The sequence below is a fragment of the Mesorhizobium sp. FG116 genome (assembly GCF_057809835.1).
Genome location: NZ_JBMDKS010000029.1, coordinates 23326 through 38511, shown reverse-complemented (window position 1 = coordinate 38511; position 15186 = coordinate 23326). Strand labels below are relative to the sequence as shown.

Here is a 15186-nt window from a genome sequence, read left to right as displayed (position 1 = left end):
TTCCGCGGGCTTAAATTGTGGGCGAAGTTGCATGTCGAACTCGGAACTGTTGGCGGTCAAGCACGAGCGCTAGAATGTTCGGAACGATATTGATTAACACATCCGGCGCCGACGGCGGTTCCTCAAGGTCGAATTGGAGTTCAAGGACCGCATCTTGGGCACCCGCCGTTGCCACAGGCCAGAAGTAGAAGCGCGAGGCCAAATCCGGATAAATTCCAGCGCGGACGATAGTGCCTGTCGCCAACGACGATTGCGCCGCCTTGCGTTCGGCCTCCTGGAGCTCTACGCCGCCGGCGCGCTCAAGGGAAACGACTTCGCCCTCTGTAACGGGCATCACGACGACGGGAACCTAGAAGAGCGCTGCAAGAGCCTGGCAGGTTATTGAAGTGATCGTCTTTGTATCGTCGGCCTCAACGATTTCGCGGCTCTAGCTTTGCAAAACGGTTGAATGCCTTCGCACGAGGGCCGCCTCGACCGCCTAGCTAGCTCTCGATCGCGCGTCGCAGGCGCCGGATGATCGCCGCTCTGCTTCGTTCGTCGGCGGCGGCGTTGACCTGATCCGTGACTTCGATGAGCAGCTTCGACAGGTCATTATGCCAGTCGAGCCGCGCAACCTTCTCCGGCTTCAGTCGGCGAGGTCTGTTGAGGTCGATCTGTCGCGCGCTCGAAGGTCCGAGTTCATACGCGTCGTCGATCTGCGGGAGGACGATGCGGTTGGACGCGAAAGTGGTTGACAGGCGGTCGCGCAGGCCGGCAAGACCTGTTTCCTCCCCGTGGGTCAGGAAGATGGCGCCATGCACCGGTGAACGGCGTGCCACCCACGAAACGAGCTCGGTCGCGTCAGCATGGCCAGAGTACAGGTCGAACGGAACTATGCGCGCCTTGACGTTGATCTCTTCGCCCTGGATGCGCACGCGCGAGGCCCCGTCGAGGAGGATACGTCCGAGCGACCCTTGCGCCTGGTAACCGGCCATCATGACGGTAGCGTTGGCTCGCCAGAGATTGGCCTTGAGATGATGACGAATTCGCCCTGCATCGCACATGCCACTGGCTGCGATGACGATGAAGAAGCCCGACAGCCGGTTGATCGCCTTGCTCTGTTCGACCGTCTCGGTGAATCGGATCTCGCCTGACCTGAGTGTCTCGAGCAGCTGGTCGCCGCTCTCTATCTCGCCGGCATGGCGCTCAAAGATCATGCTGGCGCGAGTCGCGAGCGGAGAATCCACGAATATTGGCGCAGATGGGATCAAGCCGTTGCGTGCGAGAAGGAACAGGTCAACCAGCAATTCCTGGGTGCGCTCGACCGCGAAAGACGGGATTATGAGAGGGCCTTGCGAGGCTGCCGCGCGCCTGACTTCCTCGCCCAACGTCGCACGGCGCTGGTCGCGCGAAAGTTCCGGTCGATCGCGGTCCCCATACGTGGATTCGCAAATCAGGTAATCAACGCCTTTTGGCCCCTCCGGATCGGCCTGCAGGAGTTTTTGCCCCGGCCCGATGTCGCCAGAAAACAAAAGACGCAGCGGCGCGCCCGTTTCCCCGCGATCGATCTCGATCTCCACCGAAGCCGATCCCAAGAGGTGACCAGCGTTCCAATAGCGGGCGCGCACGCCAGTTCCGACAGTCGTCCAAACGTCGTATTGCACGGGTCGGAACTGCCTCATGCAGGCGGCGACGTCCGCGACCGCATAGATCGGAGACACTTGCAGGCGGCCCCGCTGCGCGTTACGGCGGTTGAGATTCTCGACCTCCATCTCTTGGATGTGCGCAGAATCCGGCAGCATGACCGAGCACAAGTCTATGGTTGGAAGCGTTGCAAATATCGAACCTGCGAAGCCCAGCCTCACAAGCTTGGGAAGAAGGCCGCTGTGATCGATATGGGCGTGCGTGAGAATAACGGCATCGACCGTCTTTGGATCGAACGGGAAGTCGCCGTAGTTCAGCTCTTTCTCGGATTTCGAGCCCTGGAAAAGGCCACAGTCGACAAGGACACGGCAGACACCGGTCTCGATCTCGAAGCAGGAGCCCGTGACGCCGCGAGCGGCGCCGTGAAACCGTAGGATTGGGTACATGATCTCCTTCCTCGACACCCACGGACCGGTGCGACTGCTGTCAGGCAATTGCAGTCGATGTTGGTATTGAACATCATCAGCACGTCATCCGCGCAAATTCGATGACACGCACGGTCATTGCTTTGATCGGCGTCAATTCGATCCGGCTCCGGACGTGCAGATTTCGAAGCGGCACATCGTTTCTCCAAGGTCACAAATATCGGTATGGTGGTGCGGTCTGTGCTGGCCGGCAACGAGCACGCGAAGTTCGAGGCATCAGAAGGTTCAACTATTCCCCCCGTCCACGGCCCGGGCATGGCGGACCTGCCATGGTCGCCAACACGTGGCTAGAAGCAACCTACAGCGAGGTTTATCCTGATGTCACCTCCGATGCGGCGGGTATGAAAAGGCTGTTCAAGCAGTTCTCCTTTCCCGGCGGTGTGCCCAGCCATGTAGCGCCGGAAACGGCGGGCTCCATCCACGAAGGCGGTGAACTCGGCTATGCCCTTTTCCAAGCCTACGGCGCAGCCTTCGACAACCCCGACCTGATCGCCGCCGCTTCGTCGGCGACGGCGAGGCCGAGACAGGACCGCTCGCCGCGGCGTGGCACTCGAACAGGTTCCTGAACCCCAGGATCGACGGCGCGGTGATGCCGATCCTGCATCTCAAAGGCTACAAGATCGCCAACCCGACTGTGCTCGCCCGGATGGATGATGAGGAGCTTCGCAACCTTTTCCGCGAGCTCGGTAACGAGCCGTTCTTCATAGAGGGCCATGAGACGAGGGCGATGCATGAGCTGATGGCCAGGACACTCGACGAGGTGCTGGATCATATTCGGGGCATTCAGTATGGCGCGCGGGCACAGGGATGGTCGCAAGATCGACCGCGCCGACCGATGATCGTGCTACGCACTCCCAAGGGCTGGAGCGGACCAAAAGAAGTGGACGGGCAGAGAGTCGAGGACTTCTGGCGCTCGCATCAAGTACCGGTGTCGAATGCTCGCGGCGATGCGTCTTCCATTCGTGGGGATTGAGACACCCCTCGTTGTCGAACGGTAAGAGAAGGTCGTAGCCTTCGTCACGCGCACCTCCCGGATGAACCTTCTCGCGCGAAAGCAGCAGACGCACGAGGCGAAAATTTGCGGGCAAAGTCGTTGTGTCGTTCATGAGATGCTCCCTTTCGGCATTCCTCATGACAGGTCGGCAAAAAGGCCGTCCTTGATTGGCATCAAGGCTTTGTCCAGGGCGAGAAGACAAAGACAGCACCGCCCAGCGCGCCGGCTCCAGCTGTCGCCAGAAGCAACGGTGCCCAGAAGCGAGCCGGAGACGTTGCCATGGCCAGGATCACTCTTACAAACGCGTTGATGGCGATGGCTGCAAGAACGGCCCGCCCGGCCGTTTCGGCCGGGATGAACGTACCCACCAGTCGCAGCACGCTGAGCACCGCGACGTCCACGTCGACCGCGCCGGAAATAGCCGTTGCGGTAATGAGGCCCTCGGTTCCGATGTAGCCGGCGAGAGCGGCATTGGCCGTCGAGACGACTGCGAACAGGAGAGCGAACAACAGTAGCGGCCCGAGGTCAAACGGACTGCGCGAGGACGTGTCGACGCCGCCAGTATCAACTCCTCTGGCCAGCATAAGGGCGCTGCAGAGACCGAATGTGGCCGCAGCCGCCAGAGCCGAAGGCAAGATCGTGAGAAGCACGCGCGGCTCGACGAGGCAGACGATGAAGGCGATGCGCGCCAGCGAAACCGTTGCCGCCAGCATGGCCGCCCCTGCCAGGTGATGGTTCCTCTTTTCCGCTCCTGCCATGCGGGCGAGCGCGAGCGTGACCGCCGTCGAAGAAATCAACGCCCCGCAAAGGGCACTAACGGCGAGTCCGCGAGTTTGGCCGAGGATCCGGACCGCAACATAGCCGAGATAGGAGATGGCTGCCGTCAGGACCGTGAAGAACCAGATTTCCCAAGGATTGAGTCCACCCCAGGGGTCGACAGTGCGATTGGGAAGAAGTGGCAGCACCATCGCCGTCATGACTGCCAGGATGAGTGCAGAGCGTAATTCCAGCCAGGTCAGGCGTTTCAGCAGTCCATGCAGAACCTCGCGGCTCGCAAGAAGGGCGGCAAGAGCCGCCGCCGCCCCGGCGGCCGCCGCATAATCCCCCGCGACCGCAAGGGCTCCCAGCGCAAATACGCCAAGGCCCGCCATGACGCCGGTAACACTGAAATCCTCGTCGTGCGCTGCCTCCCGTACCTTGTAGAGGGCCAAGACGGCTGTGAAGCCGAGGAAGCCCGCTATCAGCACTGAGACTGCATCCAGCGATTGCGCAAGCGCGGCGAGGACACCGCCGAGGAGACCGGAAATTCCATAAGTTCGGATGCCGGCCGTCCGGCTCCGGTCGGGTGCGTCGCGTTCGCGCCAGCCGCGTTCCAGGCCGATCAGCAGACCGATCGCAAGGGCGAGGCCGAGACGAGCAAGAAGCGTGTCCATGACGCAACAATCATGCCGCTGCGTAAGGCAGGCGATCGCGGACCCAGCGAACAATCTGCGCCCTTGTCATCGCCCCGGATTGGCGCGCGATCTCGCGGCCGCCATGGAAGAGGATCATCGTAGGAATGCTTCGGATACCGAGTTCGGAGGAAATCGCCTGGGCATTGTCTGAATTGAGCTTGGTCAGCACCACATCCGGCTCAAGGTCCTTCGCCGCCTGCTCATACGCCGGCGCCATCATCTTGCACGGGCCGCACCAAGGCGCCCAAACGTCGACGAGCACCGGCAAGGTCGTCCGCGCCAAGTGGCGCCTGAGCGTCGCTTCGTCGACATCCACGGGATGGGCCGCGAAAATCTTGCGGCCGCATTTTCCGCACTTCGCGGACAGAGCGGGGCGCTTCGCGATGAGTCGGTTGACGCTGGCGCAAGAGCTGCAGACGATCATTTCTTCGCCCATCGCAGGACCTTCATGATTAGACGGAGGTAATCTGCTGTCCATATCTCGTTCCAACCAGGGCTACGTCCGTTTAGCGACTTAGAGCAACGCCTCGCTGTGGCGGAGGCCCTGGGCATCGGCATCCAGAACCTGGCGCGCCGTGCGTTACGCGTGATGACTATGCGGCTGGATATTGCAGTCAAGCATGCTAGCGTGAACAATATTTCGCAGAAACTGGATCTCCCGCAACGAATAGACGCTGGCACGGGATGGGCGCATCCCTGTCATCTTCGATCCTCCAGCTCATCCATTACAAGGATGAACGGAGACGCCATGCGAGCATTGATGCCGATCAAAGCATTATTGGGTCGGAACAAGAATTGTTTCCCGCTGACACGCGGACTTTATCAACCAAAGACAGCTACGGCCGATTTGATAGTGATGCCGCCACTGCGCATGTTCCTCGATACGATCACTGCCCAGTCCGCCAACGAGTATGGTCGCAACGCTTTGGAGGTTCTCGATCAGAAAGTTGGCTGGCTTCGCCTGCTCAGCATGAAGCCAGAGCTTGAGTCGATGGTTGAGGACAACGAGGCGTCACCCTTGGCCTTGGCGGCCGAACAGTATGCAACCCTAAGCAAATATGCAGGGGCGTTCCTGCAGGCGTTCACGTTCCAGTCGGCGCGGCGACACGATCCGCTTCTCGCGGCAATCTCGCTGTGAAGCGAATGTATGCCGAGAAGCGTCGGACACTCCCGGATCGTGTTCCGGTCACCCACCTCAGCCAAGCCGATCGACGGCTCATCTTCGAACAGGAAAAGCCCGATCGTCGTCTCTACGAGATCGCCACGCTCGCCGCTTTGCGAGACCGGCTTAGATCTGCCGACATATGGGTCGACGGCAGCCGATCCTTCCGGCCGATCGACGAGCATCTGATGCCGCGGTCGACATTCACCACCATGAAGGAAGAGGATCGACTTGGATTGGGCGTCCACGGTGACGGCGTGGCGTGGCTTGCCGAAGCGCGGCAGATGCTCGACTTCAGCCTGAAGCGCCTTGCGCACAGAGCACGGTCCGGAAAGCTCGACAGTGTTCGTCTTGAGGGCGGGACGTTGATCGTGACGCCAACGGCTGGGGAGGTCCCGGCGGCGGCCGAGGAACTGAATGCCGAAATCAGCGATATGTATCCAATGGTTGAAATACCGGACCTGTTGAAGAAAGTGCACGATTGGACCGGCTTTGCCGACCACTTCACGCATGTTCGCACCGGCGACGTGCCGAGAAATATTTCCGCCATGCTGGCCGGCGTGCTGGCCGATACGACCAATCTCGGTCCTAAGAGGATGGCGAGCGCATCCAAGGGCATCAGCGCTCACCAGATCGTCTGGATGCGTCCGTTCCATGCGCGATCCGAGACCTACCGCGCGGCGCAGGCCTGCGTGACGGACGCACACAGCCGCCATCCGCATTCTCGCCTTTGGGGCAATGGCACGACGTCATCATCCGATGGCCAATTCTTCCGCGCGAGCGACCGAGCCGCGAAGCGCGGTGACGTCAATCTGCACTACGGTAGCGAACCGGGCTCGAAGTTCTATAGTCATCTGTCGGATCAGTACGGCTACTTCAGCATCTTGCCGATCAGCCCGACGGAAAGCGAGGCGGCCTATGTGCTCGATGGGCTGTTCGATCAGGACACGATCCTCGACATCCAGAAACACTTCACCGATACGGGCGGTGCAAGCGACCATGTCTTTGGACTGTTCGACCTGATCGGTAAACGCTTTGCGCCTCGGCTGCGCAACCTCAAGGAGCGGAAATTCCATACATTCGAGAAAGGCGATGCATACCCGGCGCTATCGAACCACATCGGGGCACCGCTCAACGCCACTCTGATTCTCGACCATTGGGATGTTCTTGCCTGCGATCATGCGTCGGGCACGTGGGTCATGATCCAGCGGTAGGCCGAGCGCAGCCTCGATCGTCGAAATATGGGCCAGAAACTCATCAATGCCGTCGGTTCGAAAACCGCGAACAAAGAAGTGCGCCACGGGACGAGCGAACAACGCCGTCTCGCGAGCGGAGACGCTGTCACCCAAGGCACTGTCGTTCAGCCAGGCAATTTCGTCGTTGCTGCCTCCGTCCAGAGGATAGGTGATCGGCCTTTCGTACTCATGTTCGTCACCATAGACATCGATGTGCCACGCTGGTTCCCAGCTTAGGCTGTCCGGAGAAGGCGGCGGAACCCGGCGTGCAAAGACATCGGAATCGAGGGTGTAAACCCACGGAATTTCGAAACCTCTCCACTCCATTTCCCTCAACCCGCCAATTCGCTCCCACGGGATCGTGAGAAGGCCGAAAAGCGCGACCTCGACGGCCGACGGGAGGCCCGTTCGGTGCGGTTCGATTCGTCCAAAATCCTGTCCAAGATTCACGAACAGGCCAGGCAGGCGCCTGCCTTCAGGGCCGTTGTCGTCGTGCTCGACCTGCTCCTCGATGACGAGCCAGTTAAACTGCGAGAAACGTGCGCTATCCAACCACCAATCTATGTTGACGCGATGGAGAACTTGAACGTCAAACAGTTCCTCAAGCTCGGCCGCCGAAAAGCGCCGTACTTGGTTCGGACGGAAGGAGATGGTCGGAAGATCCGATGCCAGATCTAGAGGACACAGGTGCAGCCACCGCGACGTCGTGCTGTCAATCGCCTTGTCGAGCCTGAATGCAATCTCGGTTGGACTTGCTGCCAGGCCGGACCCCTGGCCACCGACGAGACAGGCCAAGCCGAGCTGCCGGAGCGCCGAGGCCAACGAAAACCGCAACATGGAACTCCATCGGATATGGGGATACTGAGCCTGACAAAGCTCCACAAAGCGCAAAAAAGCCGGCTGGTTTTGCAGGTGATTGACATCGGTCGACGCTGCCCGCGCCAACTGCTCCAGCCCATGAAGGATGTCGCCATTAGGGCCAACCGTGACGCTCACGATGAACGTGTCCGCGCTGGAGTTCGATAGAGGATGATCCGCCCGGTTGGCAGGATCTGGGTAAGGAAATCAAAATCACGGACATTGCCGGTCAGCACGCTCGCACCTAGCTGACGCGCCTGCAGGAACACGAGGGCGTCATTGACAAACCGGTGCTCGTGCCCCTCCCCCTTGGGTAGATTGCTGAGCCGGAAAAGCAGGCCCGCCAACACGCCGGCTTGCCCCCAGATCACAACGTCGGGCGCATGGAGCCGGTGCACCGGTATTTCGTCCACCGTCGCTGCGACCGTTTCGAGAACGGCCTTCGTGGAATCATGCTTTGGATCGAGCCGACCAAAGGCGTGCGTCAGCTCGGAAAGGCAGACCGAGGAATGGTGGCATAGGCGGTAGGTAAGCAGCCTGTCGACTTCAACCGGTGACCGTCCCTGCAGCACATCTAGGTAGACGCTGGTATCCAGAAACAGCGGTCCCCCGATCGCGGGTTCGTCTGTAACCCACGGGAGGTCCTCATCCCCCCGGCGCTCGAGTGTTCCGGTGTGCTTTTGGGGCTTTAGCGATCGGAGGGTCTCGGAAAGATCAAATCCCAAGATCTATATCCGCCGGGATGCTACCCTTTCGGACGACCAGGCGGGCGCCGAAATCATCTTCGATGGCCAAGCGCGACAGCGCCAGTTCCAACAACTCCGTATCGGAGGTGACATGGGCGCGCTTCTTGGCCGCCTCGACCAACTCAGAGGGCACCCGCCCTGAAAGGCGAGTATTCTTCGCGGCACCCAGGAGGCCGGCAGCTTTCGCTTGCTCAAGCACGAGCCTATTGCGCGCCGACGCGACCTTCGCTTCGCTCTCCGCGGCATTCCTTGTTTGCGCAGCCATCAGAACCTCCTATGTTGAACAGAATATAGATTGCGTTGAACGCGCGGGCAAGGCTTATTAGTAAGGGCCAGTGTGACATCGGGCGGTCGCGCAGACCCAAGAAAGCGATGGAACGGGGGAGAATGATGGATTCCATGCAAACCGAGATCGCGCGTTTCCTAGCGGAGAAAGCGATTCGACAAACGCGTGCGACATACCAACAGGTGGGAGATGCCGTCGGCTGGAACCACCCAACAGGTCGTGGTCTAGGAAAGAACCTGGAAGTTGTGCTTCACGCCCTGCATGATCGCGGACTACCGCCTCTCACGACAATTCTGGTAAAGCGCGGAGAGAGACATCCGGCGCCCGATGCCATGTCGTACATACGTGGAGCCCTGGGCGATATCGACATCGAGGCCGCCCAGCGCGAGGTGTTCTCGTTCGACTGGAGCTCGGTCCCGGACCTGGCCCCCGATGGAGATAGACTTCCAGCCGGCAGGGATCTTTGGCTGACCTCGTTCTGGGGGTTCGACCCAGCAAGTTGGGGGTGCATCGGTTTTGCCGACGAGGCCAAGCGCAACCGGTATCTTCGGCTTTCCAGTCCCAATGCCTTGGTGGCGATCTACGTCACCAAGGGCAAGGGTCCCGAGCAGATGCGGGGAAAGGTCGTCGGTGTTCTGGAGGTATCGCACAACGCCGGCCACGCCAGTCAGTTCATCGCCGGCGATCGCTGGGCCGAGAAGGAAGTTGACCCTGCCTCGCGAGGCAAGTGGCTGTATGCGGTGCAGGCGACGCGCGCGTGGCGTGTCGTTCAGGAGGATTGGAAGCCTGTCGAGCAGTTGTTTCCAGCCGCGTATGCGAGCGCGCACGCCGAGTACATTGGGTCCAGCGGGGTCCAGGTGGGCTCGGCTGAAGCCGAATTCCTTCTGCAGCTCGATGTTTACGAGGTGCCTGTGTATGGCCAGACGAATCGACCGAACGGCACGATCCAGACGCTGGAATCTGCGTTGTCGCCTAGCCGGGCAATCCCTCCTGCAACTGAACCATATTGGGTTGGAGAGACCGACGGTCCTAAGCACCTTTATATCCTGGAGCTCTGCGGGGATACTTCCGCATATCTCGGGCAGTCCCCCGCCGAAGTTGATGGTCAGACTATAGTCAAGGTTGGCTTCTCCCGGAGTCCATCCGCCCGCCGAGATCAAATTCAGAGTGCTTATCCCGACGGTCAGTTCAAGTGGGTGATAAAATACCCGAACCCCGTTCCGGAGGCAGCACCTTATTCGAACGCCAGAGTGGCAATTGCCGGCGAGGATGCCATGAAGCGGCGGCTCGTGACCGAGGGAACCAAGGTGCTGGGCGGGGAGTTTTTTCTCGCCGAAGATTGGCTCGTCCACAGCACCTGGAGAGCCGGCAAGTTTGCCGCTGAGAAAGTCATGGAGGGCTGACCGGGATCTAATCGTTGACGTTGCGTCGCCAGAAATCCGCGCTGAAGTTGTTCCGATGGTCGGCTGCGGCGCATCGTGGATGAGGATTCTGTGCGCTATCGATGACAAGACGATAGTCTCTTGTTCAATATCTTCCCGAAATCGGACAAGCATCATCGTATGGCATTTCGATTTGTTCACACGGCCGACCTTCACCTGGATTCCCCACTGCGCTCGCTGGCGATGCGCAATAGTGATCTCGCCGAGCTGATTGGCGACGCAACGCGCCAAGCCCTGATCGCCATCGTTGATCTCTGCATCGATGAACAGGTCGATGCACTGATCATCGCTGGCGATCTGTACGACGGCGATCAGACGTCAATGAAAACCGCCCGCTTTCTGGCAAGCCAGATGCAGCGGCTTCATGAAGCCAGCATCGCAACGTTCATCATTCGCGGCAATCACGATGCCATGTCGCGGATCACTCAGGAGCTGATCCTGCCACCTTTGGTCACGAGATTTGGTGGGCGCGCCGACGCTATTAACCTCACCAGGGGCGACCTCGACCTTTCCATCCACGGCCTGAGCTTTGCCAAGCCGCAAGCACCGGACAGCCTCCTCGAGAAATATAACCGCCCTACCCCGGACGCGATCAATATTGGAATTATGCATACGAGTCTCGCCGGCGCGCCAGGCCACGATCTCTATGCGCCCTGCAAGGCGTCAGACCTTCATGGCTGGGGCTTCGACTACTGGGCCCTGGGGCATATCCATATCCGTGCACAGCACGCCGGCGATCGCATGGTGATCATGCCGGGGATGCCGCAAGGCCGCGACATCAACGAAGCCGGTGAGAAGACCGTTACGCTCGTCACCGTCAATGATGACCACACCCTCGCCGTCGAAGAACGTGCCACCAGCGTTGCCCAGTTCGAACGGATATCCGTGGATCTTTCCTCCGCTATGACCTGGCGAGAGGCGGCCGAACTTATTGAGCAAGGCATGGGTGTCACCCGTGACCGTACAAGCTCATCAGACCTCGTCGGCCGCCTTAGATTGACGGGTGCGACACCTTTGTCATGGCAGCTGCGCCGCGATGGCGATCTGCTGCTGGCAGAGACCGAGCAGCGTGCCGAACGGCTCGGCAAGACCTGGATCGAGAAGATCGAGATTGCCACCACGGCGCCGATCAGCGCGCCGGTTGGAGGAGCTGCCGCAGACCCGGTCTTGGAACTCGGCGAGCTGATGCGCAACGACATCATTCACCAGCATGGTGTTCGCGAGGCCGTGCGTGATCTGGTCAAGGAACTGCGGGATGATCTGCCACCGGAGGCGCGGGGTTTCAGCGGCGATAACGAAGCCGCGTTCGAAGCCCTGATCGACCAGTTGCTGACGGAGGGCAGCGAGGACATGCTGGCCCGGCTCAAACCAGAAGTGTCGGAGATCAGCTGATGCGCCTGCGCCGGCTCGATCTCACCCGCTACGGAAAGTTCACCGACTATTCGATCGATTTCGGGGAGCATGCCGCCGGAACGCCGGATCTGCACATCGTCTACGGGCTGAACGAAGCAGGCAAATCCACATCGCTGTCAGCCTATCTCGACCTGCTGTTTGGCATCGAAGAGCGAACGAGGTACGGCTTCCTGCATCAGGGCAAGGCGATGGAAATCGGCGCATGCCTCGAATTCGACGGGCAGGCGCATGAATTCAAGCGATTCAAGCAGCGCAGCAATTCCCTTTTGAACGGACAAGGTCAGCCGGTCAACGAAGCGTTGCTGAGCGTCCCGCTCGCTGGGCTGACGCGCGACGCCTATCGGATGATGTTCTCGCTTGATGACCAGACCCTGGAAGATGGCGGCAACGCCATTCTCCAAAGCAAAGGCGATTTGGGGGAGTTGCTGTTCTCGGCGAGTGCGGGCCTCGCCGGCATCAGTTCCATACTTGAGGCTGCGATCACTGAAGCTGATGATATTTTCCGGAAACGCGCCAGCTCTACGAAGATCGCCGGAGTGAAACGCCAGATCGCGGACCTCAAATCGCAGCGCGATGAAATCGACGTCCAGGCCTCGGCTTACAGAACGCTGACGTCAGCGCTCGAACAGGCTGAAACCGCCTATGACGCCGTCATGAAGGAGATCGGGACGACAAGGGTCCGGCATGACGAGATCGCACGCGTCCTGAGATCCCACCCCTTGGCGGCTGACTACCGTCGGGAAGATGAACATCTTTTGGAATATGCGGACCTGCCGCATCCGCCTGCCGAGTGGGCGTCCGCACTTCCTGATCTTATTGTCGAAGAGACGCGGCTTCAGACTAAGCTGGCCGGCATCACGCAGCGCGATCAGAAAGTCCGGGAGGAACTGGAAGGGCTCGTGGTCGAAAACCGTCTGCTTGAAATGGCAGATCAACTCGATCAGCTGTCAGACGCAGCCGCACGCTACGCGACCGCGCAGGAAGATTTGCCGAAGCGAAAGCAGGCGTTGTCTGAATCGAACCGCAAGGTCGATCTCATCCTCGCCACGCTGGGCCAGTCGGACGTCGACGATCCGAAGTCGCTCCTGATACCGGCTGCCACGATCGGGACGCTGCGTGATCTGATCAGCGAAAAGTCCGGCGTCGACGTCGCGCGGCAATCTGCCGAAAGGGAGTACGAGGCAGCCCGGCAAGCTGTGGAGAAGGAGCAGTGTGATCGGCAAGCACTCGATGGCCAGGGTGCCGCCTTCGATGCCGGGAAGATAGCCCACCTTCAATCGGTGCTGCGCCGCTTGCGCGACGGTAATCTTGTTGCCGAAACTCGCTTTGCCGAGCGCGCTGTTCCCGTCAAACGCCAAGCCTTCGATGATGCCGCTATTGAACTGCACCCATGGGCCGGTGACGGTGACGCTCTCCGGCGCATATCTCCGCCCGGAACCGAGCGCCTCGAACCCTGGAAGTCGACCCACAGCGAATTGGAGAAGCGTCGCTCGCAGATCGTCGAGCGAGAGCGAGAGCTCTCGACGAAGCAAGAGGAAGATGCCGCACGTCTGGCTGCACTCCGCGACGCGATCGACATCATGGATGATGAGGAGGCGAAGGCCGCCCTTGTGGACCGGGACGACGCCTGGGCGCAGCATCTGTCGGTCCTCGACCGGGAAACGGCCGATCGCTTCGAGACCCGGATGCGAGCGACCGATGCAGCCGCAGCCGCGCGTCTGAACAGCGCCCGGCAACTCGAGGAGCTGCGCTCCCTGACCGCAGGGTTGGCGGTAAACGTGGCAAGCGTCGACCGGCAACGCCAGTTGCTGCGGGATATCGATGACGAACTGCAGACATTGCGACGCGAGATCAGGTCCGAAACACCAGCGGAAATCGATCTTGATGACGACCCGTCCGTCGTGTCATGGCTGACAAGGATCGGCCGATGGGCTGAAATCCGCACTTTGGCGCTGACCGCGTGGGATGATCTGCGCCATGCCTTGCGTGACGCTGAAGATGCCAGGACTGTGCTCGCAAAGGAGCAGGGTACGCTCGCCGCGATCCTGATCAGCGCCGGGTTCGATGACGATGGTCTGGATGTATCAGCTCTGATGCAGGCTGCCGACACCATCCTCGTGGACCACAATGCAATACAGGCCAAACGGCAGGACGCCCAAAAACGCGTCGGTGAATTGGACGCGGCCGAGCTTGGACGGAAAGCGGAGCTCAACGAAGCCATCACTGCATCAGAAAAGTGGCAGAAGAAATGGGAGAGCGCCCTCGCAGGAACCTGGTTCAACGGGGAAGGCAGTGTTAGCGCTGTCCGGGAACTTCTCGACGCAATGGCCGGCCTCCCCGAAGCTTTGCGCGAGAAGGATGATCTGCGTCATCGCATAGACGCCATGGAGATGGATCGAAAGTCCTTCATCGCGTTGGTCGCCCAGCTGCATGACGCACTCGGCGATACGTTCGACGGCAGCAATCCCGTTGACGCCGCCAAGACCCTGCTCAGGCAGAACCAGGAAGCCAAACAGGTCGAGGCGAAACGGCTGGAACGGGATCAGACTCTTGTCGACCTCGCGACCGAACGCGAGCGGCTGGACGTTGAGATCGCGGTCCATGCTGCGCGCAAAAAGGAACTGACCGAGTTCTTCCAGGTCGAAGCGCTTGCGGATGTTCGACAAGCTCTCGAACGCTGCCGCAAAAGGGGTGAACTGGTCGAGCAGCAAAGCAAGCTCACACGGCAGATCGTCGGTGAGATGCAGATGCCATCGCTGGAGGCTGCCCTGGCCAGCCTAGCAGACGTCGACCTGGCGGAGCTGCAGCGGGAGGAGGCAGAGCTCATCACGCGACTCGAAGATCTTGACGGCCGATCAAAGGACCTGTTCGCCGATAAGGCGCTCGCAACAGATCGCCTGGCCGCCATCGGCGGCGATGATGCCGCTGCCCGCCTAGAGGCGAAACGGCGAACACTGCTCTTGGAAATCGAGGATCTGGCACTGCGGTATCTCCGCCTCAGAAGCGGTAGCCTTGTCGCCGAGCATGGCATTCGCGCGTATCGCGACAAGCACCGCAGCGCGATGATGAACCGGGCATCCGAAGCGTTCCGGCTGATCACGCGTGATGAATATACTGGACTTGCCACGCGTCCGGAAAAGGACCGAGAAGCGCTCATCGGTTTGCCACGGCACGGCGGCTCAAAGCTTGCGGTTGAAATGTCCAAAGGCACGCAGTTCCAGCTATATCTGGCTCTTCGCCTGGCCGGATATGAGGAGTTTGCGACAGCGCGTCCTTCGGTTCCCTTTGTCGCCGACGACATCATGGAAACATTCGACGAGCCCCGCTCGGAGGAGGTGTTCCGGCTGTTCGGGCAGATGGCTGAGGTCGGACAGGTCGTCTACCTTACACACCATAAGCACCTGTGCGAGATTGCCGCACAGGTTGTGCCAACGGTTAGAATTCACGAGATCGCATAGGCAACTAATTGCGGGATAGCGGGACGCTTG

Annotated in this window: 10 protein-coding genes and 2 pseudogenes; 5 read left to right on the top strand and 7 right to left on the bottom strand. The window is 60.3% G+C overall.

Going from position 1 to position 15186, the window contains the following annotated elements; genetic code table 11:
* Nucleotides 1–10 precede the first annotated feature (10 nt).
* Nucleotides 11–337, bottom strand: coding sequence for a hypothetical protein (locus ACODTY_RS19560; protein WP_488995872.1), 327 nt, complete (start codon nucleotides 335–337; stop codon nucleotides 11–13).
* Nucleotides 338–482: 145 nt separating this feature from the next.
* A complete protein-coding gene (locus ACODTY_RS19555) occupies nucleotides 483–2069 on the bottom strand; it encodes an MBL fold metallo-hydrolase (RefSeq protein ID WP_488995871.1) in 1587 nt (528 codons plus the stop codon).
* 287 nt (nucleotides 2070–2356) lie between these two features.
* On the opposite strand from ACODTY_RS19555, the pseudogene ACODTY_RS19550 reads away from it, so the two are divergent.
* Nucleotides 2357–3057, top strand: a pseudogene (locus tag ACODTY_RS19550) (phosphoketolase family protein); the annotation flags it as partial.
* 218 nt (nucleotides 3058–3275) lie between these two features.
* Here ACODTY_RS19550 and ACODTY_RS19545 read toward each other — a convergent pair.
* Together ACODTY_RS19545 and trxC are read right to left on the bottom strand one after the other, a co-directional pair.
* The gene (locus tag ACODTY_RS19545; protein WP_488995870.1) at nucleotides 3276–4535 is read right to left on the bottom strand and encodes an MgtC/SapB family protein; all 1260 of its coding nucleotides are present in this window, start codon (nucleotides 4533–4535) and stop codon (nucleotides 3276–3278) included.
* Nucleotides 4536–4545: 10 nt separating this feature from the next.
* A complete protein-coding gene (gene trxC, locus ACODTY_RS19540) occupies nucleotides 4546–4992 on the bottom strand; it encodes a thioredoxin TrxC (RefSeq protein ID WP_488995869.1) in 447 nt (148 codons plus the stop codon).
* Between the two features lie 429 nt (nucleotides 4993–5421).
* Between trxC and ACODTY_RS19535 the strand changes: the two are divergent.
* Nucleotides 5422–6887 (top strand): annotated as a pseudogene (locus tag ACODTY_RS19535) (Tn3 family transposase); the annotation flags it as partial.
* Here the strand turns inward: ACODTY_RS19535 and ACODTY_RS19530 are convergent.
* From ACODTY_RS19530 to ACODTY_RS19520, 3 genes are read right to left on the bottom strand one after another with little or no spacing between them, the layout of a single operon-like run.
* Nucleotides 6825–7949 (bottom strand): hypothetical protein, encoded by a 1125-nt coding sequence (locus ACODTY_RS19530; RefSeq protein ID WP_488995868.1) that lies wholly within the window; start codon nucleotides 7947–7949, stop codon nucleotides 6825–6827. The pseudogene ACODTY_RS19535 and the gene ACODTY_RS19530 sit on opposite strands and share 63 nt — an antisense overlap.
* Nucleotides 7946–8536 carry a type II toxin-antitoxin system VapC family toxin gene (locus ACODTY_RS19525; protein ID WP_488995867.1) on the bottom strand — a complete coding sequence of 197 codons (591 nt, stop codon included), beginning with the start codon at nucleotides 8534–8536 and terminating at the stop codon, nucleotides 7946–7948. The genes ACODTY_RS19530 and ACODTY_RS19525 overlap by 4 nt, the downstream gene beginning before the upstream one ends.
* A complete protein-coding gene (locus ACODTY_RS19520) occupies nucleotides 8526–8822 on the bottom strand; it encodes a hypothetical protein (RefSeq protein ID WP_488995866.1) in 297 nt (98 codons plus the stop codon). Before ACODTY_RS19520 ends, ACODTY_RS19525 begins: the two co-directional genes overlap by 11 nt.
* 122 nt (nucleotides 8823–8944) lie before the next feature.
* Between ACODTY_RS19520 and ACODTY_RS19515 the strand changes: the two genes are divergently transcribed.
* From ACODTY_RS19515 to ACODTY_RS19505, 3 genes are all read left to right on the top strand, one after another.
* A complete protein-coding gene (locus ACODTY_RS19515; RefSeq protein WP_488995865.1) occupies nucleotides 8945–10246 on the top strand; it encodes a hypothetical protein in 1302 nt (433 codons plus the stop codon).
* A gap of 159 nt (nucleotides 10247–10405) precedes the next feature.
* A complete protein-coding gene (locus ACODTY_RS19510; protein ID WP_488995889.1) occupies nucleotides 10406–11677 on the top strand; it encodes a metallophosphoesterase family protein in 1272 nt (423 codons plus the stop codon).
* Complete coding sequence (locus ACODTY_RS19505) at nucleotides 11677–15156, top strand: AAA family ATPase (protein WP_488995864.1); 3480 nt, start codon at nucleotides 11677–11679, stop codon at nucleotides 15154–15156. Before ACODTY_RS19510 ends, ACODTY_RS19505 begins: the two co-directional genes overlap by 1 nt.
* Nucleotides 15157–15186: the final 30 nt, after the last annotated feature.

Bases quoted from the DNA above. Each gene is read 5' to 3' on its own strand.
- ACODTY_RS19555 (WP_488995871.1), bottom strand. From the start codon at position 2,069: ATGTACCCAATCCTACGGTTTCACGGCGCCGCTCGCGGCGTCACGGGC.
- ACODTY_RS19545 (WP_488995870.1), bottom strand. From the start codon at position 4,535: ATGGACACGCTTCTTGCTCGTCTCGGCCTCGCCCTTGCGATCGGTCTG.
- trxC (WP_488995869.1), bottom strand. From the start codon at position 4,992: ATGGGCGAAGAAATGATCGTCTGCAGCTCTTGCGCCAGCGTCAACCGA.
- ACODTY_RS19520 (WP_488995866.1), bottom strand. From the start codon at position 8,822: ATGGCTGCGCAAACAAGGAATGCCGCGGAGAGCGAAGCGAAGGTCGCG.
- ACODTY_RS19515 (WP_488995865.1), top strand. From the start codon at position 8,945: ATGATGGATTCCATGCAAACCGAGATCGCGCGTTTCCTAGCGGAGAAA.
- ACODTY_RS19510 (WP_488995889.1), top strand. From the start codon at position 10,406: ATGGCATTTCGATTTGTTCACACGGCCGACCTTCACCTGGATTCCCCA.
- ACODTY_RS19505 (WP_488995864.1), top strand. From the start codon at position 11,677: ATGCGCCTGCGCCGGCTCGATCTCACCCGCTACGGAAAGTTCACCGAC.